This window comes from Nonomuraea terrae (genome assembly GCF_044465245.1).
Classification (GTDB): domain Bacteria; phylum Actinomycetota; class Actinomycetes; order Streptosporangiales; family Streptosporangiaceae; genus Nonomuraea; species Nonomuraea terrae.
Window position 1 is genome coordinate 836,561 of the sequence record NZ_JBITLL010000001.1, and the last position, 23,228, is coordinate 859,788.

At 71.2% G+C, this 23,228-nt stretch carries 24 protein-coding genes; 11 read left to right on the forward strand and 13 right to left on the reverse strand.

The features are described 5' to 3' along the window. Positions 1-58: 58 nt before the first annotated feature. Positions 59-2,224, forward strand: a complete 2,166-nt coding sequence (locus ACIBP6_RS03990; protein ID WP_397048498.1) for a hypothetical protein — start codon at positions 59-61, stop codon at positions 2,222-2,224. A 104-nt stretch (positions 2,225-2,328) separates the two neighbouring features. On the opposite strand, the gene ACIBP6_RS03995 is transcribed toward ACIBP6_RS03990, so the two are convergent. After that, a complete protein-coding gene (locus ACIBP6_RS03995; RefSeq protein WP_397048500.1) occupies positions 2,329-2,799 on the reverse strand; it encodes an Lrp/AsnC family transcriptional regulator in 471 nt (156 codons plus the stop codon). Between the two features lie 69 nt (positions 2,800-2,868). Here ACIBP6_RS03995 and ACIBP6_RS04000 point away from each other — a divergent pair, with 69 nt between their 5' ends. Continuing rightward, entirely contained in the window at positions 2,869-3,342 is a 474-nt protein-coding gene (locus tag ACIBP6_RS04000) for a hypothetical protein (RefSeq protein WP_397048502.1), read from the forward strand. Continuing rightward, entirely contained in the window at positions 3,335-3,706 is a 372-nt protein-coding gene (locus ACIBP6_RS04005; RefSeq protein WP_397048504.1) for a nuclear transport factor 2 family protein, read from the forward strand. Before ACIBP6_RS04000 ends, ACIBP6_RS04005 begins: the two co-directional genes overlap by 8 nt. A gap of 1 nt (position 3,707) precedes the next feature. Here the strand turns inward: ACIBP6_RS04005 and ACIBP6_RS04010 are convergent, their stop codons facing one another. The 3 genes from ACIBP6_RS04010 to ACIBP6_RS04020 form a co-directional block, all read right to left on the reverse strand. Then, positions 3,708-4,433: a CGNR zinc finger domain-containing protein gene (locus ACIBP6_RS04010; protein WP_397048506.1), complete on the reverse strand. Its 726-nt coding sequence runs from the start codon at positions 4,431-4,433 to the stop codon at positions 3,708-3,710. Positions 4,434-4,488: 55 nt separating this feature from the next. Further along, positions 4,489-5,706: an MFS transporter gene (locus tag ACIBP6_RS04015; RefSeq protein ID WP_397048508.1), complete on the reverse strand. Its 1,218-nt coding sequence runs from the start codon at positions 5,704-5,706 to the stop codon at positions 4,489-4,491. Between the two features lie 195 nt (positions 5,707-5,901). Beyond that, positions 5,902-6,309, reverse strand: a complete 408-nt coding sequence (locus ACIBP6_RS04020) for a RidA family protein (protein WP_397048509.1) — start codon at positions 6,307-6,309, stop codon at positions 5,902-5,904. Positions 6,310-6,438: 129 nt separating this feature from the next. Between ACIBP6_RS04020 and ACIBP6_RS04025 the strand changes: the two genes are divergently transcribed. After that, positions 6,439-6,819: a winged helix-turn-helix transcriptional regulator gene (locus ACIBP6_RS04025; protein ID WP_397048511.1), complete on the forward strand. Its 381-nt coding sequence runs from the start codon at positions 6,439-6,441 to the stop codon at positions 6,817-6,819. Between the two features lie 25 nt (positions 6,820-6,844). Here the strand turns inward: ACIBP6_RS04025 and ACIBP6_RS04030 are convergent, their stop codons facing one another. Further along, positions 6,845-7,867 carry an alpha/beta hydrolase gene (locus ACIBP6_RS04030; protein WP_397048513.1) on the reverse strand — a complete coding sequence of 341 codons (1,023 nt, stop codon included), beginning with the start codon at positions 7,865-7,867 and terminating at the stop codon, positions 6,845-6,847. 165 nt (positions 7,868-8,032) lie between these two features. Here ACIBP6_RS04030 and ACIBP6_RS04035 point away from each other — a divergent pair, with 165 nt between their 5' ends. The 5 genes from ACIBP6_RS04035 (at position 8,033) to ACIBP6_RS04055 (ending at position 11,594) form a co-directional block, all read left to right on the forward strand. Then, positions 8,033-8,881, forward strand: a complete 849-nt coding sequence (locus ACIBP6_RS04035) for a helix-turn-helix domain-containing protein (protein WP_397048515.1) — start codon at positions 8,033-8,035, stop codon at positions 8,879-8,881. 235 nt (positions 8,882-9,116) lie between these two features. Beyond that, the gene (locus ACIBP6_RS04040; protein ID WP_397048517.1) at positions 9,117-9,959 is read left to right on the forward strand and encodes a helix-turn-helix transcriptional regulator; all 843 of its coding nucleotides are present in this window, start codon (positions 9,117-9,119) and stop codon (positions 9,957-9,959) included. Between the two features lie 113 nt (positions 9,960-10,072). Then, positions 10,073-10,330, forward strand: coding sequence for an Atu4866 domain-containing protein (locus ACIBP6_RS04045; protein WP_397048519.1), 258 nt, complete (start codon positions 10,073-10,075; stop codon positions 10,328-10,330). 171 nt (positions 10,331-10,501) lie between these two features. Then, positions 10,502-10,969, forward strand: a complete 468-nt coding sequence (locus ACIBP6_RS04050; protein ID WP_397048521.1) for a hypothetical protein — start codon at positions 10,502-10,504, stop codon at positions 10,967-10,969. Between the two features lie 97 nt (positions 10,970-11,066). Continuing rightward, positions 11,067-11,594 (forward strand): cupin domain-containing protein, encoded by a 528-nt coding sequence (locus ACIBP6_RS04055; RefSeq protein ID WP_397048523.1) that lies wholly within the window; start codon positions 11,067-11,069, stop codon positions 11,592-11,594. 9 nt (positions 11,595-11,603) lie between these two features. On the opposite strand, the gene sigJ is transcribed toward ACIBP6_RS04055, so the two are convergent. Beyond that, positions 11,604-12,563 carry an RNA polymerase sigma factor SigJ gene (gene sigJ, locus ACIBP6_RS04060; RefSeq protein ID WP_397048525.1) on the reverse strand — a complete coding sequence of 320 codons (960 nt, stop codon included), beginning with the start codon at positions 12,561-12,563 and terminating at the stop codon, positions 11,604-11,606. A 145-nt stretch (positions 12,564-12,708) separates the two neighbouring features. Between sigJ and ACIBP6_RS04065 the strand changes: the two genes are divergently transcribed. After that, positions 12,709-13,071 (forward strand): hypothetical protein, encoded by a 363-nt coding sequence (locus tag ACIBP6_RS04065; RefSeq protein WP_397048527.1) that lies wholly within the window; start codon positions 12,709-12,711, stop codon positions 13,069-13,071. Positions 13,072-13,104: 33 nt separating this feature from the next. Here ACIBP6_RS04065 and ACIBP6_RS04070 read toward each other — a convergent pair whose 3' ends face one another. The 7 genes from ACIBP6_RS04070 to ACIBP6_RS04100 form a co-directional block, all read right to left on the reverse strand. Then, positions 13,105-13,725, reverse strand: a complete 621-nt coding sequence (locus ACIBP6_RS04070) for an HNH endonuclease family protein (RefSeq protein ID WP_397048529.1) — start codon at positions 13,723-13,725, stop codon at positions 13,105-13,107. 284 nt (positions 13,726-14,009) lie between these two features. Then, complete coding sequence (locus ACIBP6_RS04075; protein WP_397048531.1) at positions 14,010-15,416, reverse strand: hypothetical protein; 1,407 nt, start codon at positions 15,414-15,416, stop codon at positions 14,010-14,012. Between the two features lie 380 nt (positions 15,417-15,796). Then, the gene (locus ACIBP6_RS04080) at positions 15,797-16,258 is read right to left on the reverse strand and encodes a nuclear transport factor 2 family protein (protein WP_397048533.1); all 462 of its coding nucleotides are present in this window, start codon (positions 16,256-16,258) and stop codon (positions 15,797-15,799) included. Between the two features lie 20 nt (positions 16,259-16,278). Then, positions 16,279-17,247, reverse strand: coding sequence for an alpha/beta fold hydrolase (locus tag ACIBP6_RS04085; RefSeq protein ID WP_397048535.1), 969 nt, complete (start codon positions 17,245-17,247; stop codon positions 16,279-16,281). A gap of 28 nt (positions 17,248-17,275) precedes the next feature. Then, positions 17,276-17,908: a cytochrome b/b6 domain-containing protein gene (locus ACIBP6_RS04090; RefSeq protein ID WP_397048537.1), complete on the reverse strand. Its 633-nt coding sequence runs from the start codon at positions 17,906-17,908 to the stop codon at positions 17,276-17,278. Next, positions 17,877-18,560, reverse strand: coding sequence for a molybdopterin-dependent oxidoreductase (locus ACIBP6_RS04095; protein ID WP_397048539.1), 684 nt, complete (start codon positions 18,558-18,560; stop codon positions 17,877-17,879). Before ACIBP6_RS04095 ends, ACIBP6_RS04090 begins: the two co-directional genes overlap by 32 nt. A gap of 134 nt (positions 18,561-18,694) precedes the next feature. Then, a complete protein-coding gene (locus tag ACIBP6_RS04100) occupies positions 18,695-20,272 on the reverse strand; it encodes a tannase/feruloyl esterase family alpha/beta hydrolase (RefSeq protein ID WP_397048541.1) in 1,578 nt (525 codons plus the stop codon). A gap of 143 nt (positions 20,273-20,415) precedes the next feature. Here ACIBP6_RS04100 and ACIBP6_RS04105 point away from each other — a divergent pair, with 143 nt between their 5' ends. Next, a complete protein-coding gene (locus ACIBP6_RS04105) occupies positions 20,416-23,130 on the forward strand; it encodes a helix-turn-helix transcriptional regulator (RefSeq protein WP_397048543.1) in 2,715 nt (904 codons plus the stop codon). Positions 23,131-23,228: the final 98 nt, after the last annotated feature.

Genomic DNA, 23,228 nt, shown 5'->3' on the forward strand with positions numbered 1-23,228 from the left:
CAGGCCGAGGACCCTACGCTCATGGCCACAAGGCGATCCCCCCGCGCTGGAGGCCTTCATGTCCGAGGCTGCGCTACGGACCGAAACCCGCCACGACGAAGCCATGGCCGCCGCGCGGCGGGCAGGGGTGGTCTGGCGGGCCTACGCCGGCGCGGCGCGGCACCTGTTCCGGCTCGTCGTGCCGAGCCTGCTGGTGTTCGTGCCGATCGGCGTGCTCAGCCTGGCCGGGCTGGCGATGGTGACGGATGAGTCGGCGGCCCAGGTCAACGGCGAGTTCCAGCTGCTCGGCGAGCCGGGGTGGCCCCTGCTGGTGTGGACGCTGGTGACGTTGCTCGCCTCGCTGGCCGGGCAGGCCGTGGTCGTGCCCGCGACCGTGGTGCTCGCCGCCGGGCTGCTGACCGGAAGGCCCGTCACCGCGTCCGCGGCGATGCGGGCCACGATGCGGCGATGGTCGCCGCTGTTGTCGCTCACACTGCTGGGCGCGCTGGTGTTCGTGGTGATCGCGGCGGCCGGTCTCGGCATGCTGCTGTGGATCGAGCACCTGCTGGGGGCGTTCCTCGTGATGGTGCCCCTGGCGCTGCTCGCGATGCCGTGCCTGGTGGCCGTGGCGATCGTGGTCCTGGAGGGAGCATCCGCGGGGAGCGCGCTCCATCGTGCTTACCGGCTGCTGCGCGCGGTGGGGCCGACGAACGGCGGCCTCTGGTCGGGCGCGTTCACGCTGGCCTTCGGCGTGCTGATCCTTCCCGCGGCGGCCCAGCAAGCGGTGCTGTGGGGCGCGTCGGGACACCCCCTCGCGCACGGTGTGGCGACCTCCGTCCTGGGCCTGGCCACCCCGGCGTTCCAAGGGATGGTGATCGCCCGCCTGCTCCTGCACCGCCTGGCGATCCGGCGCCTGGTCACGGAGTTCGGGCAGATCGTCGAGCGCCTGCCCGAGTGCGGGCCGAGCCCGCTCAGGCCGGTGCGGGTAGTGGCGGCGCTGCTGTTGCCCGGCCTGCTGTACGGCGGCACGATGCTGGTCAATCCGTTCGGCTGGCTGGAGGTCACCCAGACGGTCGTCACCGCCTCCTGGAGCCGCGAAGGGGCAGCGGAACCGCAGCCGGACGGCCGTCCGAAGCCGGCCATCAGCGGGTGGGACCTGCAGGCCATTCACGCGGGCGAGGGCGGGCGGATGGTCATGCTGATGGACTCCTTCGCCCAGGCCAAGCTGCTGACCTGCACCGACAGCACCTGCGCACGCACCCGTTACGCCTGGGCCGAGCCGGTCGGCGCCGCTGAGACGCCAAGGGCGCCCGCCGCCCGGCTGGTCGGCGGGCGGCTCGTCGTCGCGACGTGGGCGCAGCAGGGGGACCCGTTCGACGAGGACTGGCGCGCCCGGCTCGGACTGCTGATGTGCGACGCGACCGGGTGCGTCCCGGCCCCTGGTGGCAGGCCCATCGCGGAGGCGACGCAGGACACCGAGGACAGGATCGTGGCGATGACGCAACATCCCTACGGCGGCCTGATGCTCGCCCAGGTGCGCCCGCTGCCGGGGCAGGACGGCGAGATGCTCTCCGTCACCAGGTGCGACGATCCGGCCTGTACCAGCCCGCGCACGAAGGACGTCGCCAAGCTGCCCTTCAGCACCTCGTCCTACCAGGATCGCGGACTCGTGATCGGCGTGGCCCCCGTGGCCGATCCCGTGGTCCTGCGCTTCGACGAGGACACGGGGGCCATCTCCGTCATCACCTGTGAGGATCACGAGTGCGCCAGGATGCGGGTGGAGCAGCCGGTCAAGGGCGGTGAGACCTGGCGCCACGAGGAACACCGCGATCGCTCCGGCGCGACCATGGCGATCCGGTACGACGGCCGCCCGGTGATCGCCTACCGGGATTCGGCCGACGGATCGATCAGATTGCTCGACTGCCGTAACCAGGCGTGCTCGCAGGCCGACACGGCCGTGCTGTCCGCGCCCGGCCAGGACCACCTGGCACCGGCCCTCGTGCTGGACGCCTCCGAGCGCGCGCTGGTGGCCTACCAGGACCTGGACCGCGAACAACTCGTCGTCGCCGCCTGCACGGGGACGCGCTGCACGCACACGCCGGTGGCGAAGATGCGCAACTCCCCGGGCTTCGGCCTGGCCATGACACTCGACGGACGTGGCCGACCGGTGATCGCCTGGATGGACGGCAGCCCCTACTACGACGATTGGCACCTGGTCGTCACCGTCCCCCACAGCGTCCCCTGACGATCGGTCGAGTTCCGGACGCCGTGAGCGCTCCAGGAACGAGCCGGCTCGCGTGCACGGCCGTGCCACTGCTGAGGACCTTTGATCGGGTCCCAGGGTTCTGTTCAGTGGGGCTGTCCGGTCTCGATGGTGATGGGCCGTTCGAAGATGGTGCGCAGGACGACCGTGGAGTTGGTGTGCGAGATCGCCGGGATCGCGCGGATCCGGTCGAGCGCGTCGGCCAGCTCGACGGTGGTGCCCACTCTGACCTTGATGAGGTAGCAGTTCTCACCTGCCACCTCGTGCACCTCCAGTACGCACGGCTCCCGCTCCAGGGCCGCGCTGACCTCCGCCTTGGCCACGGAGCTGAAGCGCAGGGCGACGAACGCGGCCGTTCCCGCGCCGACCTCGGCCGGCTCGACGATCGCGCGGTAGCCGGTGACCACTCCGTCCCGGGAGAGCTTGTCCAGCCGGTCCCGTACAGAGGGCTCGGACAGCCCCACGAGCGCGGCGAGCGCGCGGACCGTCTTGCGTCCGTCGCGGGAGAGCTCCGCCAGCAGGACGCGGTTGATGGCGTCGAGGGGCTGCACAGACATGGGATCCTCCGCTAGCCTCTGAACATAAGGAATATATCTGAAAATACCTTATTAAATAAGGAGGCCGGCGTGCACCCGCCATCGCCTGATCTTCCGTACCAGCCGCGCAGCGTGCGTTTCAAGCGCCGGGTCCAGCTGGGTGACTGGGTGGTCAAGCTGTACACGATCGCGCCGCACGGGCGGCCTGCCCGCACGGAAGTCGCCGAGGCCGCGTTGCGTGCCGCCCGGGAGGTGCTCCCCGCGCCTGCCGTCGCGCCCGACCGGTACGGCGTCGGGTTCGTCATCGCCCATGACGCGCCCCGGCTCTGCTATGCGCTGGCCTGCTGGTGGGCCGAGCGGAACGAGGTCCACCAGCGGATCCTGTCCGCGCCGGCCGACCGGCCTGAGCACCTCGCGCCGCACCCGAGCGAGGCGGCCGGGTGCGTGTGGGAGCTGAGCGTCACCGATTTCGAGCGGCGCGCCTGGATCACGCACGTCCTCGCCAACCCCCGCGGCCCGGACCTGGACGCCTACCTCGCGCAGGAGTACGACGACGATGTCTGAGAAGAGCCCGCGTGAATGCCTGGAACGTTTCGCCGACGCCTGGGCCAGGCGCGACGTCGGCGGTCTGCTGGAGCTGATGACCGAGGACGCGGTCTACGCCGCGTCCGTCGGCCCCGAGCCGGGCCGCACCTTCCGCGGCCATGCCGAGCTGGCCGACGGCTTCCGTGCCATGTTCGAGCACGATGCCGGCGCGGTCATCGAGCAGGGCGAGCCGCTCGTGAACGGCGAATGGGCCGTGTGCACCTGGACGTACCACCTCGTGGCCGATGACGGCTCGCCGTACTGCGAGCACGGCATCGACCTGTGGCGTTTCAGCGACGGGAAGATCTGCCTCAAGGACGCCTACCGGAAGACCCGCGGCTGACTCACCGGCCGCTGTCCGGTGAGCCGGCACGCGCTGACGGGGCGGTGCGCGCGGCGCGGCGGCGTTCGGTGAGACGGCGGGCCTTGGCCGTGGCGCCGCAGTCCGCCATGCGGCACCAGCGGCGGGAACCGTTGCGGCTCTGGTCGAGGAACAGCCACCCGCAGCCGCCTTCGGCCACGGGGCAGCGGCGCACCCGGGTCAGGTCGGCCGTCCGCAGCACGTCGAGGGCGGCTTCGGCGGCCCGGTCGGGGATCAGCAGGGCCGGTACGGTGCCGTAGGTGAGCCGTATCCGCGGCGGGTCACCCCTGTCGAGCACCAGCGTTGCTCGGGCGGCCGCCCCGGACCACCGTTCGTGCAGCCCGACCAGCGCGGCACCGGCGGCGATCGGGTCGCCCTCGGCGGGGGAGCCCGGGTCATCCGTCGCTCCGCCGTCGGCGGGGCGGATCGCTGCGAGCATGACGAGGTGCAGCTGCTCCCGGATGTCTCGCACGGCGGCGAGTCCGGCGTGTGCCGCTGCGGGATCGTCGCGCCAAGCCTGACCCACCCGGTCGGCCTCCGCGTCGTTGATCAGGCCTACCCTCGACGTCCAGCGCAGTAGGGCGGAGATGTCGGACAGGAAGTCGTGGGGCGGGTCGCCGTCGAGCGGTGACCCTCGTTCGAGGGTGTTGACCAGGTCGAGTGCGGGGTGCCCGCCGACCAGCGGCAGCCGGCACACGTCGAGTGGCATACCAGGAACGCTACCACCTAAAGCGTTGATGGAGGTTGCCGAGCTGGGCATCGGATCACGTGACCCGGGTGTCCTCGGTCAAGGGCTCGGCGGTGGTCGCCGGCGCGGTGTTCCGCCGGCTGGAGAAGAGTGGCTCGGCCAGCGCGATGACGAAGGCCGCCGAACTGAGCAGCGCCCCGACGAGTGCCGTGCTGTGCACGCCCGGACCGGCCAGCAGCACGCTGCCGAAGAGCGCGCCCGCGGTGATGCCCGCGTTGAACGCCGTGGAGCTGCCGGCGCTCGCCATGACGGATTCGCCCGGCGCGTACACGAGCACCCGCGAGCCCAGTGCGGCGGTCAGCCCCGCCAGCGTGAAGCCGGACAGGGAGATCATGATGACGGTCGCGACCTGGGAGGCACCGAACGCGTACTGCCCGGCGAGCGCCAGCGCCTGCAGGCCGATGAGCCCCGTCATGGTGAGCCAGCCGTGGCGGTCGATGAGCCAGCCGACCGCGAGCACGCCGGCCAGGCCCGCGATCCCGCGCGCCAGCAGAAGCGGGCCGATCGACGACTCGGCGAAGCCGGTCACGCCGGTCAGGAACGGGCTGATGTAGGTGAGCGCCGTGAACGCGCCGGTGATCGCTGCCGCCGTGGTGACCACGATCGACAGATACCGGCCGCGATCGGGTGCGCTGCCCCGGTCGGCCGCCCCCTGCCCGGGCGGCGTGCCGGGCAGTACGGCGGCCACCGTGACGAGTACGAGCAGGCCCAGGCCGCTGAGCGCCAGGAACGCCACCCGCCAGTCGGTCAGCTGGCCGAGCCACGTGCCGGCCGGGATGCCGGCCAGCGTGGCGGTGGAGGCGCCGGCGTACAGGATCGACAGGGCCCGGCCGCGCACCTCGGCCCGGAACAGGCCGGCGACGGCCGGCGTCACGACGGCCCAGAACAGCGCCTGGCTCAGCGCCGTCACCATCCGGGCACCCATGAGCAGCCAGTAGTCCCACGCCACGGCTGACACCAGGGTCGCCACCACGAATACGGCCAACAGGACGCACAGCAGCCGCCGTCGAGGCAGCCGGCGAGTCAGCCGCGTGAGTGGCAGGGACACCACCACGATGATCAAGCCGTACCCGGTGACCAGCAGCCCGACCGCTGACGCGCTGGTCCCGAGGTCCGTCGCGATCAGGGGGAGCAGGCCGATCGGCAGCGCCTCGGTGGTCACGTAGAGGAACACGGCCAGGGTCAGGGCGATCAGGGTGAGGATCGCCGTCTTGCTTCCGAATCGATCTCGCACGCTGCCTCCTCGGTCGGGCCACCACTGTCCGGCGTCATAAGGGTAGCCAGATCGCGCCGACCATCGTGGTTTCCCTTGTTGAGCACGAACGTAAATGCATACGTGCTACCAGTCAACCGAATATAGCCGGTACGATTCAGAGCAGCGGGCCGCGCTGTCGGCCGGGTGCCGGGAGATGCGGGGTCGTGTGCCCGGTCAGTCGACGACGGCGGTCGCCTCCACCTCGACCAGGTGCTCGGGGGTGTGCAGCGCGGCGACGCCGATCAGTGTCGCGGGCGGCACCGGCGTCGTGCCCAGGCGATCCGCCGCGCGGGCCACGCCGTCGAGGAACGGGGCCATTTTGTCGGGGGTCCAGCCGACGACGTAGACGGTCAGACGTACGACGTCGTCGAAGGTGGCTCCGGCCCCCGCCAGGGCAGTGGCGACGTTGAGGTAGCACTGCTCGACCTGGGCGGCGAGGTCGCCGGCGCCGACGGTGACGCCGTCGGCGTCCCAGGCGACCTGGCCGGCGACGAAGACGTGCCTCGTGCCGGTCGCGACGGCGACCTGCCGGTAGACATCGACCTGGGGGAGGCTGTCGGGGTTGATCAGGGTGATGGCCATGGGTGTCTCCTCGATGCCGTGACCGCTGGGCCGGGTGCCCTCGGCAGCGGTTTCTTGCGGTTACTGGGAAACCGTAGGAGAGTGAACGCTGACGTGGAAGAACGCACTTTTCGGTGACGGAGGAACCTCATGGTGACCACGCAGTTCAGCGGCTCGGCGCAGGACGCCGACATCTCCCGCGCGGACTCCCTGGCGCGCGAGATCTTCTCGGACGTCGCCAACAAGTGGGCACTTCTGATCATCGAGACGCTGGGTTACCGCACCCTGCGGTTCAGCGAGTTGCGTAACGGGCTTGAGGGCATCAGCCACAAGATGCTCACCCAGAATCTCCGGATGCTGGAACGCAACGGCCTGGTCGAGCGGGAGGTGCACCCCACGGTGCCGCCGCGGGTCGAGTACACGCTGACCGGGCCCGGACGCGCCCTGCGCGCGACCGTCGACGTGATGTGCGGCTGGACCCAGCAGTACCTGGGTCACATCGAGGCGTCGCGCCGCAGGTTCGACGGCTGAACCCCGTCAGGCGCCCGGCGGCTGGTCAGCCCCGCAGCGTGAAGCTGCCGGCGGAAGCGGACCCGATCCGCGTCGGACTCCCGGTAGAGCGGCCTCGGACGCCGCGTGGCCGTCGGAGTCCTCGTACGCCCTCCATGGCAGCGCGAGTCAGGTGCTCGCCGAAGAAGTCTGCGAGCCTGGCGACGGCCGGGGTGACGTACTCGTCCTTGTCGTACAGATCCACATGGGTGGCGCCGTCGATGACGAACAGCTCGCTCGGCTGCCCGGCCTTGTCGATCGCCTCACGGCTGAAGTACGCGGTCTCCGCCTCGGAGCCGACGATCATCAGCAGCGGCCGGGGCGCGATGAGCCGGATCAACGCGAACGAGTCGTACTGCGCGATCTGGTCGATGCTGCGCAGCAACCAGGCGTTGTTCGCGCGGGGATGCCGCCCACGCGGGGTGAGGTAGTACTCCTGGGTCTCCCGGAGCTGAGTGTTCAGCACGCCTTCCGCGCTCTCGGGGATCCAGCGCACCATGTGCGGGGCCTCGCCGCGGGCCTCCGCCGTACGCAGGGCGCCGGCCTGGGCGAGCATCGCCTGGAGCACCTCTGGCCCCTGCGTACGGCCGAGCCCGTCACGGAACACGCCGCCCAGGTCCACGGCGCTGACGGTGGCCACGGACCTGATGCGGTGATCGGTCTGCGCCGCGTAGGGAACGTAGCCACCGGAGGCGCAGATGCCCAGGGCGCCGATGCGGTCCGCGTCGATGTCGTCGCGGACCGCCAGGTAGGTCACGGCGGACTTGACGTCCTCGGCGCGCTGGAAGGGGCTCTCCAGGCCGCGCGGCTCGCCCTCGCTCTCACCCTGGTACACGGCGTCGAAGACGAGCGCGGCGAAACCGGCACGGGCCAGGCGCTCGGCGTAGACGCTCGCGGTCTGCTCCTTCACGCCGCCCCCCGGATGGGAGACCACGACGGCCGGCAGCGGGCCGCCGGTGTGGTCGTCGGGGGTGAACAGAATCCCGGCGACGGCAAGGCCGTTGCTGGGGAAGGTGACGTTCGTCTTCATGTCCTCGTGCATTCTCGGGCAGGTACGGATTTCTCGGGCGATCGATCCGAGGCTCGCACGCGCCACACGCTGGAAAAAAGGGGAGACTTTCGTCCTCTGACAGCATTGTCCTGGGACAGGCCGGGCCCCCCTTCAGAGGTTCACCCGGTGGAGATACTGGGTCATATGAGCAGCAACGCGCACCCCAGCGAGTTGGGCGACTTCCTCAAGGCCCGGCGGACGGAGCTGAGCCCCGCCATGGTCGGGCTGGCCGACGCCGGCGGCAGGCGACGGGTCAAGGGCCTGCGCCGGGAGGAGGTGGCCATGCTCGCCTCGATCAGCACCGACTACTACACCCGCTTGGAGCAGGGGCGTCGTCAGGCCTCTGCGCCGGTGCTCGACACGATCGCGCGCGTCCTTCGGCTCAGCGACGACGAACGCGCCTACATGTTCGAGCTGTCCGGCAAGGACGCGGCCCGGCCGCGCCGGCGGGTCACCCAGAAAGTCCAGCCGCAGCTGCGGCGACTGCTGGACGACCTCGCCACCACCCCGGCCGTGGTCCTGGGCAGGCGCACGGACATTCTCGCGTGGAATCCCATGGCCGCCGCATTGTTCACCGATTTCTCGCGGATTCCAGAGAGAAAGCGCAATTTCGTGAGGCTGGTATTCGCCGACCCGGCCGTGCGGGCGCTGTATCCGGAATGGGAGTACATGGCCAAGGCCGGTGTGGCGCAACTCCGCATGGAGGCCGCCCGCGACCCGAAGGATCCACGGCTGATGGACCTGGTGGGCGAACTGTCGGTGCAGGACCAGGACTTCCGGCGGTGGTGGGGCTCCCACAACGTCGCCGTCCGGGAAATGGGCACCAAGGTGCTGCGCCACCCGGTCGCCGGCGACCTCACCCTCGACTGGTCCACCCTCACCTTCGCGCCCGACCCCGACCAGCAGCTCGTCACCTTCACCGCCGAGCCCGGCACGCCCTCCCACGACGGCCTGCGGATCCTCGCCTCCTGGGCGCTCGGCGCGGAGCGCTAGCCCGCTCTGGCCGGGACGAGGGCCGACGACCACGGCGTCCGCGCCGGGCGTTCCGAGGAAGTGACCGCGTGGGGGGCGAAGCTGGGAGCCGCCGCCGTTGGTGTAGGTCGCCCGTTTTCGCCGCCGAGCGTCGGGGAGAGGGTGGGAGTGCCAGGGCTACCCGGCGTGTGCCGGCCGTTCGTACGGTGAAGTCATCAGGTCCTGTCGAAACGGCGCATTACCGGAAGGACTTCTCATGACCGCCAACAGGCTCGGGGAATTTCTGCGCGCACGCCGCGCCGCAGCCGACCCCGTGGACCACGGGCTGCCCGTAGGTCAGCGCCGCACACCTGGGCTGCGCCGCGAAGAGGTGGCGATGCTGGCCGGCGTGTCGACCGACTACTACATCCGGCTGGAGCAAGGCCGTGACAAGCACCCCTCGCCGCAGGTCGTCGAAGCGCTCGCCCGGGCGCTCGGCCTGAGCGCGGACGCCGCCGACCACCTTCGCACGCTGGCCGGCCCGGCGCCGCCGCGCAGACGAGCCAAGCGCACGGAGTACGCCGACGCCGCTCTGATCCGCCTCATGGACGGCTGGCACACCACCCCGGCGCTCATCTTCGACCGCTACCTCAACCAGCTGGCCGCCAACCCGCTGGGCGAGGCGCTGTTCGACTGGATGGGCGAGGAGACGAACGTGGTCACTTCGGTGTTCCTCCTCCCCGCGGCCCGGACCTTCTACCGCGACTGGGAGCTGACCGCCGAGAACTGCGTCGCCGCGCTGCGCGCCACCGCCGGCGACGATCTGGACGATCCGGCCCTGCGCGCCCTGGTCGGCGAGCTGTCGCTGAAGAGCGCGGACTTCGCCCGCCTGTGGGCTCGCCACGACGTGCGCGGCAAGACCGCGGAGGTCAAGCGTTTCCACCACCATCTCGTCGGTGACCTGGAACTGAGCTACCAGTCGCTGACCGTCAACTCCAGCCCGGGCCAGCAACTGCTCGTCTACCAGGCCGAACCGGGCAGCCCCTCGGCTGACGCCCTGGCCGTGCTGGGCAGCTACCGGCTCCCGGCCGCCCGCCCTGCGGAAGAACGGCAGGCATGAAGGGCGGCCTTTCGGTCACGCTGGCCGCCGCCTCAGCCCTCGCCCTCGCCGCGTGTTCCGCACAGCGGGACGCGGCCCCACCCCGTACCGCCATCATCGTTCAGGAGCCCTCCATGACGCCCACCGGTCAGACCGCCCACCCGTATGTGGGCATGTGGGTCACCGCCGACGGCCACATCCGCCAGGGACTGACCTCTGACGGCCGCTACGACGAGGCGCGCGGCACCCGCAAGAGCGCCTACACCGGCCGGTACACCGTCACCGGCAACAAGATCGACTACGTCGACGACACCGGCTTCACCGCCGACGGCGTCTTCGTCGACGCCGACACGCTGCACCACGGCGGCATGATCTTCTACCGCGAGCGCTGACCCGGCCGTCACTCGCTCCAGGGCAGCTGGACGACGCCGTCTTGTCCCGCCTGATCGGCGGGGCGCAGGCGGACTAATTTGACCATTCGGTCATTTGATGCGGAATCATCCGGCAGGATGATCAACCGTTGGTCCCCAGGGTGGCGGGAGACGGTTGAGAAGGGTGGCTGCATGCGCAAGTCGACGACGATCCTCCTTGGCGCGGCACTGTCGGTCGGAGGGCTCATGGTCAATCCTGCGTACGCGGCCGCCTCCGCCGTCACCCCGGAGCGGGTGTGCGGTTCCGGCTTCGCCCGGGTCGCCCACAGCAAGCAGGCCGTGAAGACCTCCTCCCAACGTGTCCTCGGTTACGTCTACCTGCTGTACAACCGCAGGACCGGCTACAACTGCGTCACCACGATCAAGACCTCGAACGTCGGCACCCGCACCTTCGTCATGGCCACGATCACGACGCAGACGCGCGGGGCCAACTCACGCGCGAGCGGCGAGAACGAGGGCCGGAGCGTCAAGCACTACCTGGGACCGGTGAAGACCTACGGCAAGGGCCGGTGCGTCAGCTACATGGGGAGGATCCGGGATGACGGCCGCAATGCCGCCGAAGGCAAATCGCGCTGGAAGTCCTGGGGCAGCTGCGGCTGAGCCGGGTTCGGCCGCCGCCTTCCGCGAAGCCGCAATACCGCACCTCACGGACGACTTCTGACCGAACGACCGGCGAAAACGAGAACGGATTCCGATCATGGGCATAAGGCGTGTCGTCACGGGCCACGACCACGAAGGGCATGCGGTGTTCGTCTCGGACGCCCAGGTCGAGGCGACCACCGTCCAGTTGTTCACCTCCAGCTATCACGAGTTATGGCGGGCGGACGCTCCGCCGACGTTTCCCGATGAGGGCGTCAACGGCCCCAAGACCACGTTCTTCCCGCCCAGGGGCGGTTACCGGTTCTTCATCATGACGCTGCCGCCCGGCGACCACAGCGCGTCCGGAGAGGTCGACGTCGAGGCCGGGCTGCGCGAGATGGAGGAGAAACTGCCCGGCATCACCGGCTTGCTCGAGCCGGACGACCCGGGCATGCACCGTACCGACACCGTCGACATGGAACTGGTGATCTCGGGCGAGCTCACCCTGGAACTCGACGACGGGGTGGAGAAGACGCTGTATCCCGGGGACGTCATCGTCCAGAACGGCACCCGCCATCGCTGGCACAACCGCGGCACGGAACCGGTCGTCATGGCCTGCGTGGTCGTCGGAGCGTCCCGCGCCTGAGCCGGTGTCTCAGTAGTCCGATGGCACCACCGCGGGGAATGTCAGGTGACGCGCCGGGCCCACCGTCCAGGGCCGGAGTTTCTCGGGGTTGCGTACTGCCCAGATGTGCTTGATCCGGTCGGTTGCGACGTCGAACGCCACCACCATCACGGTGACGCCGTCTCGCCGGGCGACCAGACCGGGCTGACCGTTGACGGTGCGTTCCAGGAGCGTCAGGTCGGGCACCCGGCCGGCGATGTCCACGGCGTAGCGTGCGATCCGCTCGGCGCCTTCGACTGCGCGGAGTACGGCGTCGACGACACCGCCGCCGTCGGCGATCGCCGTGGCGTCGGGGTCGAGGAGGCCGATGAGGGCGTCGATGTCCTGGGCCTCCCAGGCCTGCTTGAACTCCCTGACGATGCCGGAGCGCCGGGCCGCCGGAGCCGGGGGAGCCTGCGACTCGCGGACGCGGCGGCGGGCCGACCAGGCCAGCTGGCGGCACGCCGCCGGCGTACGGCCGACGATCTCGGCCACTTCCGCGAAGGAGTAGCGGAAGACGTCGTGGAGGATGAGGGCGACGCGCTCGGCCGGGGTCATCGACTCCAGCACCACGAGGAAGGCCATGCTGATCGACTCGTCCAGGGTGACCTGGTCGGCCGGGTCGACGGCGCCGCCCGACCGCCCGTTGATCCACTCCGTACGGTCCTCGGGGAGCGGCTCCGGGAGCCATTCGCCCACGTAGCGCTCCCGCCGGGCCCGGGCCGAGCCGAGCACGTCGAGGCAGATGCGGCCGGCGACCTTCGTCAGCCAGGCGCCGGGGGACTCGATGACCTCCTGCTGCCGACGCGACATGGCGTACCAGCGGGCGTACGTCTCCTGCACGACATCCTCCGCGTCGGCGAGGGAGCCCAGCAGCCGGTACGCGAGACCGATCAGCCGACGTCCTTCGCCCGTGATCGGATCGGGCCCGCTGTGTTCTGGCTCGGTCATGGTGCCGACGACTCCCTCGGTCGCATCGCCCTCACCAGAACGACGTGACAGCGCACCGAAGTGTGAGGTTCCGTCGCCTGACATTCACGGCGGTCGTGTCGTCGGACTACTGAGACACCATCCAGCATCGTCAAGGAGCCCACCCATGTTCTTGCGTGTCGCGATCGCCTTGCAAACCGTTGCCCTCTTCGCCGCGCCGATCACCGCCGGTCTGTTGCTGACCTCGCCCGCCGGACGGACATCGCACAGCGTAACGGCGTACGGGGTGTTCACCGTGGCGGTGGTGCACCTCGTCACCGCGGTCCTGGTGTGGCGGCCGGGCGGCGGCTCGCCCAGGCCCATCCTGTACGCGGCCGTGTTCCTGGGGCTCACGCTGGCGCAGATAGCCCTGGGCATCGCGCACCTGACGGCCCTGCACGTCCCGCTGGGCGCGCTGATGTTCGGCATGAGCCTCCTTCAGCTCAGCCGGGTTCCGACGCGTGAAAGCGCCGCCCTGCCGGTGCGGTGACGGGCAGGGCGGCTCAGTCGGGAAGGTGGGCGATCAGCAGGAGCCGAGCATGCTGTTCAGCGCCGACTTCTCGGCGCTGTCCACGCTGAGGCCCCAGGTGTACTTGACCTGGATCCACGCGCGGGCGTAGGTGCAGCGGAAGGACGTCACGGACGGCTTCCACTGGGCGGGGTCCTGGTCGCCCTTGGACTGGTTGACGTTGTCGGTGACGGCCCACAGCTGAGGGCCGTCGAGGTCGTTGGCGAAGGACTGGCGGCGGGAGGTGGACCAGTTCCACGCGCCGGAGGCCCAGGCCTCGGCGAGCGGGACCATGTGGTCGATGTCGACGTCGGAGGCGGCGGTCCAGGTGGCGCCGTCGTACGGGGAGTGCCAGCGGCCGGCGGTGGCGGCGCAGGAGGAGCTGGTCACGACGTTGGTGCCGTCGCGCTTGAGCACCTGCTCGCGGGTGTCGCAGGCGCCGGAGATGGTGATCCAGTGCGGGAACAGGTCGCGGTCGTAGGTGGAGCCGTGCGACTCGGCGGCGACGGTCAGGGCGGCCAGCCGGGAGGCGGCGGTGCTCGCCGAGGGGATGCCGGGCGGGGTGGCGGAGGCCGGACCGGCGGTGGTGATCGCGGCGAGGGCGAAGGCGGTGAGGGTGGCGGAGATGACAGACACGACTCGGCGCATGGCCTGCGAGTCCCTTTCTGGCCGGCGTCCTCGGCCAGGGAGGGGTGATCCTGGTCGGGGCGAGGAAGCGGCCAAAGGGGACGTTCGCAGGGCTTCCTGGCGATCTAGTGAAGATCGCGTTTACCTTTTGTAAGGCGTATATGTCGGGAAAAAGTGCCATCCGAAAGCGGGGGTGAGCCTTCTCGGCAGCTTGCTGGATAAGGGGCCGCGCGGCCAGGGAGGGGGTGGGCGGTTCGCCGGGGAGGCGGACCGCCCTCAGCTCGGGCCCGGGGTCAGCGGACCCAGTCGACGCCGGTGACGGTGAAGCCGGAGCCGTCGTTCTTCAGTTCGTCGGTCAGTGACGAGTACACCCAGGTCTTGAACGTCCCCGCCTCGGTGTCCACCTCGACCAGCCGGGTCGGGTTCGACACGTCGTGGTAGCAGTTCAGGATCGAGTGGATCGTGTTGCCGTGCACCCCGGTGTCCACGCGGTGCGCCGTCGTGCCTTCGTGGCCGGAGAACACGAAGCGGATGTTGGCGTACTGCGAGATCAGCCGGTCGAACAGGTACTGCGGGCTGTTGGCGCCGTAACCGCCGTTGTCCTGCTTGATCGCCCCGGACGCCGTCAGGTAGGAGTGCGTGTTGACGATGACGTTGTGGTGCGGGTGCTCCGCCACCACGGTCCGCGCCCACTCGACGACCTCGGTCCGCGGCCACAGCTCCAGGTTGAGCACCATCCACTCCAGGCCGCCGGCGGTGAAGGTGTGGAAGGAGTTGTCGATCTTGCCGGGCTGGTAGGCGCCGGCCAGATAGGTCGAGCGGGTGGTCGGGAAGTACCGGTTGAAGGTGTCGGTGATCCGCAGGTTCGCCTTGACGTCACCGGGCGCCGCGGAACCGCCCTCCTTCACCGCCGCGGTGTCGTGGTTGCCGATGCTGTACGAGAACGGGATCGGCACGCGGGCGGCCTCCAGGACGTCCGTGGCGGCGTCGGCGCGCACGTACTGGTCGTGCGTCGGGGTGTCCCAGTTGACCACGTCGCCGATGTGGGTCACGTAGCGCAGGTCGAGGTCGTCGGCGTTGGCCGCCAGCCACTCGGTCCGGTCGACGAACCGGCTGGGGTCGTTCAGCACCTCGTTCTGGGTGTCCGGGATGACGGCGAACGTGAACGTCGGGTCCACCTGCGCCGGCTTGGCGTAGAAGGCCAGGCCGCGGTCGCTCCAGCCGTCGGCCGCCAGCCCGGCGCGTTCCCGCGGGGACGCGGCGAGCCGGCGACGTCCGTCGTCGTCGGTGTAGGTGTGCACCGGCACCAGGCAGTCGGCCGGCTCGGTGAACGCGAAGAAGTCGGCGCCCTCGTTGTCGTAGCCGGCGTCCATCAGGGCGGCGCGGTCGGTGCGCGAGAGGGTCCAGGCGTGGCGGTCGTTGACCCGGTCGTACAGGCGGAAGACCGGCCTGCCACCGCCGCGCCCCGACGTCGACACGGTGAAGGCCTCGGCCCCGTCGGTGTGGCCGCCGACCTTCTCGAGGTTCTCCGACTCGCGGCCGGACGTGGTGTAGACACTGTCACCGGTCTTCGGATCGACGCGGTGGTAGACGGGGTCGTCGATCGACCGGCAGTCCACGGTCGCCGCGTCGGCGGCGGGCGCGGCGGTGACCGTCGCCGCCAGCAGGAACACAGCGCCCAGGGGGAAGAGACGTCGCATCGGTGTCGGGCTCCCATCGTGAGGGGGTGCGGAACCCGTCAACGATCATCGTCAGGGGTGCCGACGGGACGAACTGGGATGCGTCTCCACATGAACAGTTGCCGCCGTCATAAGGAGCCTGCACGGCCAGCTCGTGTACGGCGGGGCGACCTCCTGGCCGAAGCGGCGTACGCCCGGCCTCCACCGCGGCTTCGTCGATCAGCCGGTTCCCCGCCGCCGGCCCCCGCGCAGACAGGTACGGCGAGCTCGACACCCACGCGTCCGCGATTCTGCCCGCCACCCGCAACATCCTCGGCTGGTACGCGCCGAGCCAGATGGGCAGGTCGCGGACCGGGCGTCACACCGAACCGCAGCGGTGTCCGTACGCCGACATCGCTGTATCAATCATGAGCTTCCCCGGCTGAAGGCCGGAGATGACCGCTCAGGTCGCCGGCGAGCCTGATGTCGACGCGTCGTTCCATGAAACGCCAGGTCCCGTCATGGCGCTCGAACCGGTCGTGGTACCGGCCGGCGGCGATGACCTGGGGCGGCCGGCCCGGAAGGGCCTGCAGGACGGTGACGTACGAACGTGCGCGGGCGGTGTCCGCATGGTCGTCGAGTTCGACGGCGATGTTGGTGGTGATGTGCTGGGTCCGGGGTGTGCCGCCGGGATGGACGATCAGAGTGTCGCGGAACCATCTCTCGATCGCCTCCCGGCCGCCCAGCGGCGCGCCACTGCCCCGGTACACGGCATGGGCGAGCAGGTCGCCGACACCGGCGAAGTCTCCGTCGTCGACGAGTTCGGAGTACCGCGCGATCAGGTTCTCGATCTGCCGGCCCGACGCCGGATCGATGGCGGGCATGGTCTTGTCTCCCTTCGCGGTCAGAAGCGGTCGACGTCGACGACGGCCTTGGCGAACGCCTCCGGAGCCTCCTGCGGGACGTTGTGGCCGATCCCCAGAAGGGTCCTGTGCTCGTACGCCCCGGTGAAGTGGTCGCGGTAGGAGGCGCCGCCGCCCGCGGGGGTGAACGGGTCGAGCTCGGCGTCAAGGGTGATCGTGGGCACGGCGATCTTCGGGGCCGTGGCCAGCCGCCGCTCGATGGCGTCGTAGCGGGGCTCGCCCTTGGCCAGGCTCAGCCGCCATCGGTAGTTGTGGATGACCACGGGCACCCAGTCGGGGTTGGTGAACGCCGCCGCGGTCCGCGCGAACGTCGCGTCGTCGAAGTCCCACGTCGGCGAGACGTCCTTCCAGAGGAGCCGGACGAACTCGTCGCGATGCCTCTCAAGGCCGAGCCGGCCCCTTTCCGTGGCGAAGTAGTACTGGTACCACCAGGCGTGTTCGGCCGCCGGCGGCAGCGGCTCCCTGTTCGCCTCCCGGTCGGTGATCAGGTAGCCGCTCACCGAGACGAGGGCCTTGCAGCGCCCGGGCCAGAGCGCGGCGACGATGTCGGCCGTCCGCGACCCCCAGTCGAAGCCGCCGATGACCGCCTTCTCGATCTTCAGCGCGTCCATCAGCGCGACAACGTCGAGGGCGATCGCGGCCTGCTGGGCGTTGCGGAACGTCCGGCTGGACAGGAACCGCGTCGCACCGTGTCCGCGCAGGTAGGGAACGATCACCCGGTAGCCGCGCGCCGCCAGCAGGGGCGCCACTCCCGCATAGCTGTGGATGTCGTACGGGAACCCGTGGAGCAGGATGACCACGGGCCCGCGCGATGGCCCGGACTCGGCGTAGCCGACGTTCAGCACACCGGCCTCGACGTGCTTCAACGCGTGCGCCGAAGCGGTCGCCGCCGGGAGGGCCGCGGCCGCGGCTCCCCCCACCAGGAGTTTGGAGAACGTACGTCTGTTCAATTCATCGACCTTCCATGCATAAGGAGCGCTATGACGAGTCGTCTCGTCGTTCTTCAACCCATTGGGGATGGTTCTTGGTGGCCCACGCGGTCGTCACCGAGCCCGTGCGCATCCCGCGCCGCGCCTGGGGGTCCAGGTACGCCAGCCGGACGTGCCCGAGGACGACGACGGCGATGGCCAGCGCCGTCACGTCGTGCACGAAGATCGCGTTCGACCGGGGGATCGACGGGAGAGCTCCGGTGAACCACATCAGCAGGCCGGTGAACGTCATGACCGGCACCGCTCCCGCGATCCAGCCCGCGTAGACCTTCTGCCCGGCGTTGAACTTGCCGGCCGGGCGCGGTCCCGGCGTGCGCCCGCGTACCGCGCGCAGCCACTGCCTGTCGTACGGCGCCAGCCGGTTGAGCCTGCGCAGATCGGCGCGGAACGCCCGCGAGGCGAGCCCGAGGAGGACCGGCGCGGGCAGCAGCAGCCCCGACCACTCGTGGACGACGACCACCAGGTGGCGGCGGCCGACCAGCTGAGCCAGCGGTGCGAAGTACAGGCAGGCCGCCGCCCCGGCGCACAGCAGCATGAGACCGGCGGTGGCGCGGTGGACCAGGCGCTGCGTACGGCTGAACCGCGGCAGCTCACGTCCGGTCGAGCCAGCCGTCGACGTCATAGCCGTACTCCTCCCAGTAACCGGGGACGACCTTGTCGGTGACGGAGATGCCGGACAGCCATTTGGCGGACTTGTAGAAGTACATCGGCGCCACGTAGAGCCGTACGGGGCCGCCGTGCTCGTGGGTGAGCGGCTCGTCCAGCATGTCCAGGGCCACCACCACGTCGGCCCGGCGGGCCTGATCGAGCGTCAGGCTCTCGCTGTAGACGCCGTCGAAGCAGGTGAAGCGGACCGCCCTGCCCTCCGGACGCACCCCGGCCACGTCGAGGAGGTCCGAGAGCGGCACCCCGGCGAAGGGGACGTCCGGCACCCGCCAGCCGTCCGTGCACCGCGCCTCGCCGACGATCCGGGTCCGGGGCAGCTCCCGCAGCTCGTCGAGCGTGTACGTCGCGGGCCGCTCGACCAGGCCGCCGATCTCCAGCCGGTAGTCGGCCGCGGTCTTCCTCGGCACCGAGGCGGCGACGCTGTAGTACCGGAAGCCGCCCGGGTTCGGCAGCAGCCCGCTGAGCCCGGTGGGGTCGTTCTGGGAGACGGCTCCGAGGAACCGCTCCCAGCCGTTCTGGACGAAGGGCGCGGCGGCGAGACCGGCGGCACCCAGGCCGAACATCGACAGCATCACCCGGCGCGCGATGGGCGGGTCGCTCTTGCTCACGACTCACCGAGCCTCGCGGCCACGTGGCCGAATTTCTTCTCACGTCGTCTGCGGGTCACCAGATCACTCTCCTGGGCCGGACGGCCCGTTGACCCCAGGGAGGTCACTGGCCGGACCCCTGGTATCGGCTTTGATCAGCCGTTCGCGCAGCGGTATCCGGCGGCCGCCGCCGGGTCGCCGTGCCCGACGCGGCGGGTCACCCGCGGGTACCGGCACACGTCGCGGATGACGGTCCTGTCGGCGTTCGCCGTGGCGAGGGTGGCCGGCGCCTTGCCCTTCTCGACCCAGTCCACCAGCGCGCCCAGGGCGTCGGCCGGCTGCGGGCCCGGGCCGCCGCCGCAGTGGGTCACGCCCGGCAGCAGGAAGAGCCGGTAGAAGTCGTCGACCCTCTGGTCGCCGCCCATGCGCCAGTTGACGCGTTCGCGGTAGTCCACGCTGCCCTGGGTGGGGATCAGCTCGTCGGCCTGGCCGTGCCAGCTCAGCAGCTTGCCGCCGGCGTCGCGGAACGCGGACAGGTCGGGATCGTCGGTGCCGATGACGGTGTTGAAGGCACGCTGCGACTCCTGGAAGACGCGGGCGAACTGCCGGTAGGTCAGCTTGCTCGTGTCGAACCGCGGGTCCTGCTCCACGAAGTACCTGACCCAGCTGTCCGCGACGAAGAACGGCTCGCCGACCTTGGCCAGGTAGCCGAAGCTCGCGCCCTTGGCGGGGCCGTACCAGAGCTTCTCGCCGCGCGGTGAGACAGGACCCGCCCAGATCTTCCTGACCACGTCGGCGACGGCGGCGGAGACGGTGACGGTCCTGCCCTCGCACACGACCTTGGCGCCGATCAGGCGCCGCGGGTCCCAGCGGCAGTCCTGCGGGTCGGCGATGACACCGTCCTTGACGCCGTCGCGGGTGTCACAGGCCTTGACGGCGGCGCTGTTGAACGCCTCCAGCTCGCACGGGGTCGGGTAGGTCCGTTCCTCGTTGAAGACGACCTGCGGCCAGAGCGTGGCGACCGCGAACCTGTCCCAGTTGATCGCCGGCGCGGTAGCCAGGACGCCCTGGAAGTCCCGCGGGTGGTCCTGCGCCTCCGCGAAGCCCTGCCGGCCGCCGGTCGAGCAGCCGTTCCAGTACGCGTACCGCACCGGGTCGCCGTAGAACCGCAGCGCCACGTCCTTGCCGACGACCGCCATGTCGTGGACCGACCGCGAGGCGAAGTTCTTCAGCAGCGGGCTGTTCACCTCGCCGTCGGCGGTCAGCGCCCATCCGCTCACGTCGACCGGTGAGCGGCCGATCCCGGCGTCGGTGGCCGCCGCCACGTAACCGGCCTTGACCGCGGTGATCAGCGGGGCGCCGAAGTCGCCCGCCAGGTACGCGCTGCCGCCGGTGCCCTGGAACCGTCCGGTCCAGTCGTCCCGGTCCTGGGGCAGCGAGATCTGGATGGTGACGTGGTCGTCCGCCTCCGGGTGGGTCAGTGTGACGGTGATGTCGCACCGCGCCGGGACGTCGGCGATCGGCGCCGGTGTGGGCAGCGGAGGGATGCCGGGGAAGGTGACCGTTCCCGCGGCGTGCGCGGTCGCCGTCACCGACTCGACCTCGGCGCCGGGCGGCGCGGAGACGGGAAGCGGGGAGCACACCGTGGGATGGCGGGTGGCCGCGTCGGCGGCCGCCGGTGCCAGGGCCGACAGCGGCAGCACCGCCGCCACCAGCATGATGAGACGTTTCATGCCGTCCACTGTCACGGGCCGGGTCCCGGCCTCGCCCCAGGCAGGCTCCCTGGGCGGTCACTGGCGTCGTTGTGCCACTCCGGGGGCCCGGCGGCACTCGTTGCTGTCACAGGTGTGTACGGTGCCTGGCGGGGGAGGGCGAGGTGCTGAACAACATCCGGCTGCACGGCCGGCGACACGAACGGGACACGATCGGCCGCCTGTTGCGCGACGTCCGCGACGGCCGGAGCCGCGTGCTCGTCCTGCGCGGTGAGCCGGGCGTCGGCAAGACGGCGCTGCTCGACTACCTGGTCGAGCGTGCGCCCACCGGCCAGGTGACCCGCACGGCCGGGGTCGAGCCGGAGGCCGAGATCGCCTACTCCGCGCTGCAGCAGCTCTGCGCGCCGCTGATCGGCCGGATCGAGCGGCTGCCCGAGCCGCAGCGGGCCGCGCTCGCCACCGCCTTCGGGCTCACCCCCGGCCCTCCGCCGGAGGGGCTGCTCGTCGGACTGGCCGTGCTCGGGCTGTTCGCCGAGGCCGCGGCACAGCGGCCGCTGGTCTGCGTGGTGGACGACGTGCAGTGGATCGACCGCATGTCCGAGGTGATCCTCACCTTCGTGGCCCGCCGGCTGGACGCCGAGTCGGTCGCCCTGGTGTTCGCCGCACGGAGCCCCGGAGACGAGCAGCTGCTCGGCGGCCTGCCGGAGCTGCGCGTCGAGGGGCTGCCCGACGCCGACGCGCGGGCGCTGCTGGACTCCGTGCTCACCGGCCCGGTCGACGCGCGCGTACGCGATCGCATCGTCGCCGAGACGCGCGGCAATCCGCTGGCCCTGCTCGAACTGCCCCAGGGCCGCACGCCGGCGGAGCTGGCGTTCGGGTTCGGCGGGCGGAGCACGACACCTCTGGTGAGCCGGGTCGAGGAGGACTTCCAGCGACGTGTCGCGGCGCTGCCGGCGGCCACCCGCCGCCTGCTGCTCGCCGCCGCCGTCGAACCGGTCGGCGACGTGACCCTGCTGTGGCGGGCGATCGGGCGGCTCGGAGTCGGGCCGGACGCCGTCGTGCCCGCGGAGGCCGCCGGGCTGGTCGAGATCGGCACGCGCGTCCGCTTCCGGCATCCGCTGGTGCGCTCGGCCGCTTGGCGGTCGGCCGAGGCGGCCGACCTGCGTGAGGTGCACCGCGCGCTCGCCGAGGTGACCGACCCGCAGCAGGACCCCGACCGGCGCGCCTGGCACCGGGCGCACGCCGCCGTGGGACCGGACGAGGACGTCGCGGCCGAACTCGAACGCTCGGCCGACCGCGCACTGGCTCGCGGCGGCCGAGCGGCGGCGGCGGCCTTCCTCGAACGCGCCACCGAGCTGACCGCGGACCCGAAACGACGGGCGACGCTGGCCCTGGCCGCCGCACATGCCCGCTTCGCCGCCGGCGCCCCCGCCCTGGTGCCCGACCTCCTGGCCGCCGCCGAGCTGGGCCCGCTCGACCTGCTGCAGCAGGCCGACGTCGAGCGCCTGCGGGCGCAGGTCGCCTTCGCGCTCAACCCCGGGCGTCAGGCCGGCCCGCCGCTGCTCGCGGCCGCCCGCCGGCTGGAGACGCTCGACCCCGACGCGGCGCGGGCGACCTATCTCTCGGCGCTCGGCGCGGCCATGCACAGCGGCCGGCTCGGCGGGGACGATCTGCTCCGGGCGGCCGAGGCCGCCCGAGCCGTCCCGGCGGGCGAGTCCATGGCCGGGCTCCTGCTGGCCGGCCTCACGACGTGGAGCCTGGACGGGTACGCGCCCGCCGTGCCCCTTCTGCGCCGGGCGCTGGACGCGCTCACCACGAACGACGACCTGGCCCTGCTGTGGTTGGCCGGACCTGTGGCGCACGAGGTGTGGCGGGACGAGACCTGGCACCGCCTCACCGCGCAGGCGGTCGGCTTCGCCCGTGCCACCGGGGCGCTGTCCGTGCTGCCCACCGCGCTGGCCTTCCGCGCCGGCTCGCTGGTGTACGAGGGCCGGTTCGCCGACGCGGCGGACCTGCTCGACGAGGCCGCCGGCCTGGGACGCGCCACCGGACTGGCCGCGTATCCGTCCGCCTCGCTCACCCTGGCCGCCCACCGCGGCCAGGAGCTTCCCGCGACGGAGCTGATCGAGACCACGGTCGAGGACGCCGCCGCCCGCGGCGAAGGCCGGCTGCTCGGGCTGGCCGGCTACGCCAAGGCGGCGCTCTGCAACGGGCTGGGCCGCTACCCGGCCGCTCTGGAGGCCGCCCGGCAGGCCGTCGAGTACGCGGACATCGCCGTGTTCAACTGGACGCTCGGCGAGCTGGTCGAGGCGGCGGTGCGCAGCGGCGAGCCGGCGACCGCGACGCAGGCGCGCGAACGGCTCGCGGAGCGGACCTCGGCCGCCGGGACGGACTGGGCCCTCGGGGTGCAAGCCGTGGCCGACGCGCTGGCCGGACCGGCGGAACAGGCCGAGGAGCGCTACCGCGAGGCCATCGAGCGGTTGTCCGCCACCCGGATGCGGCTGCAACTGGCCCGGGCCCGCCTGCTCTACGGCGAGTGGCTGCGCCGGGACAACCGCCGTGGTGACGCCCGCGCCGAGCTGCGCACCGCCCACGACGCGTTCACCACCATGGGCGCCGAGGGCTTCGCCGAGCGGGCGGGACGGGAGCTGGCCGCCACCGGGGAGACCGTCCGCAAACGGACCATGGAAGCGCGCGAGGAGCTCACCTCGCAGGAGGCGCAGATCGCCCGCCTGGCCATGGCGGGCCGGACCAATCCCGAGATCGGCGCCGTGCTGTTCCTCAGCCCGCGCACGGTCGAATGGCATCTGCGCAAGGTCTTCATCAAGCTCGGCATCGGATCACGCCGCGAGCTCGCCGCGGCGCTGCGCGACCAGTGACCTCCGGGCCCGCCCCAGGGAGTCTCCCTGGGGCGGGGTCACCGCTTCGGCGGCGATCGTGGATGCCGGATGCCGCGCGGCATCCGCACAGCGCCGAG

Coding starts and splice junctions, on each gene's coding strand:
- sigJ (WP_397048525.1), bottom strand. CDS start 12,563: ATGACCGAGCCAGAACACAGCGGGCCCGATCCGATCACGGGCGAAGGA.
- ACIBP6_RS04045 (WP_397048519.1), top strand. CDS start 10,073: ATGACGCCCACCGGTCAGACCGCCCACCCGTATGTGGGCATGTGGGTC.
- ACIBP6_RS04100 (WP_397048541.1), bottom strand. CDS start 20,272: ATGAAACGTCTCATCATGCTGGTGGCGGCGGTGCTGCCGCTGTCGGCC.
- ACIBP6_RS04055 (WP_397048523.1), top strand. CDS start 11,067: ATGGGCATAAGGCGTGTCGTCACGGGCCACGACCACGAAGGGCATGCG.
- ACIBP6_RS04040 (WP_397048517.1), top strand. CDS start 9,117: ATGACCGCCAACAGGCTCGGGGAATTTCTGCGCGCACGCCGCGCCGCA.
- ACIBP6_RS03995 (WP_397048500.1), bottom strand. CDS start 2,799: ATGTCTGTGCAGCCCCTCGACGCCATCAACCGCGTCCTGCTGGCGGAG.
- ACIBP6_RS04005 (WP_397048504.1), top strand. CDS start 3,335: ATGTCTGAGAAGAGCCCGCGTGAATGCCTGGAACGTTTCGCCGACGCC.
- ACIBP6_RS04020 (WP_397048509.1), bottom strand. CDS start 6,309: ATGGCCATCACCCTGATCAACCCCGACAGCCTCCCCCAGGTCGATGTC.
- ACIBP6_RS04030 (WP_397048513.1), bottom strand. CDS start 7,867: ATGAAGACGAACGTCACCTTCCCCAGCAACGGCCTTGCCGTCGCCGGG.
- ACIBP6_RS03990 (WP_397048498.1), top strand. CDS start 59: ATGTCCGAGGCTGCGCTACGGACCGAAACCCGCCACGACGAAGCCATG.
- ACIBP6_RS04025 (WP_397048511.1), top strand. CDS start 6,439: ATGGTGACCACGCAGTTCAGCGGCTCGGCGCAGGACGCCGACATCTCC.
- ACIBP6_RS04035 (WP_397048515.1), top strand. CDS start 8,033: ATGAGCAGCAACGCGCACCCCAGCGAGTTGGGCGACTTCCTCAAGGCC.
- ACIBP6_RS04010 (WP_397048506.1), bottom strand. CDS start 4,433: ATGCCACTCGACGTGTGCCGGCTGCCGCTGGTCGGCGGGCACCCCGCA.
- ACIBP6_RS04050 (WP_397048521.1), top strand. CDS start 10,502: ATGCGCAAGTCGACGACGATCCTCCTTGGCGCGGCACTGTCGGTCGGA.
- ACIBP6_RS04080 (WP_397048533.1), bottom strand. CDS start 16,258: ATGCCCGCCATCGATCCGGCGTCGGGCCGGCAGATCGAGAACCTGATC.
- ACIBP6_RS04075 (WP_397048531.1), bottom strand. CDS start 15,416: ATGCGACGTCTCTTCCCCCTGGGCGCTGTGTTCCTGCTGGCGGCGACG.
- ACIBP6_RS04090 (WP_397048537.1), bottom strand. CDS start 17,908: ATGACGTCGACGGCTGGCTCGACCGGACGTGAGCTGCCGCGGTTCAGC.
- ACIBP6_RS04065 (WP_397048527.1), top strand. CDS start 12,709: ATGTTCTTGCGTGTCGCGATCGCCTTGCAAACCGTTGCCCTCTTCGCC.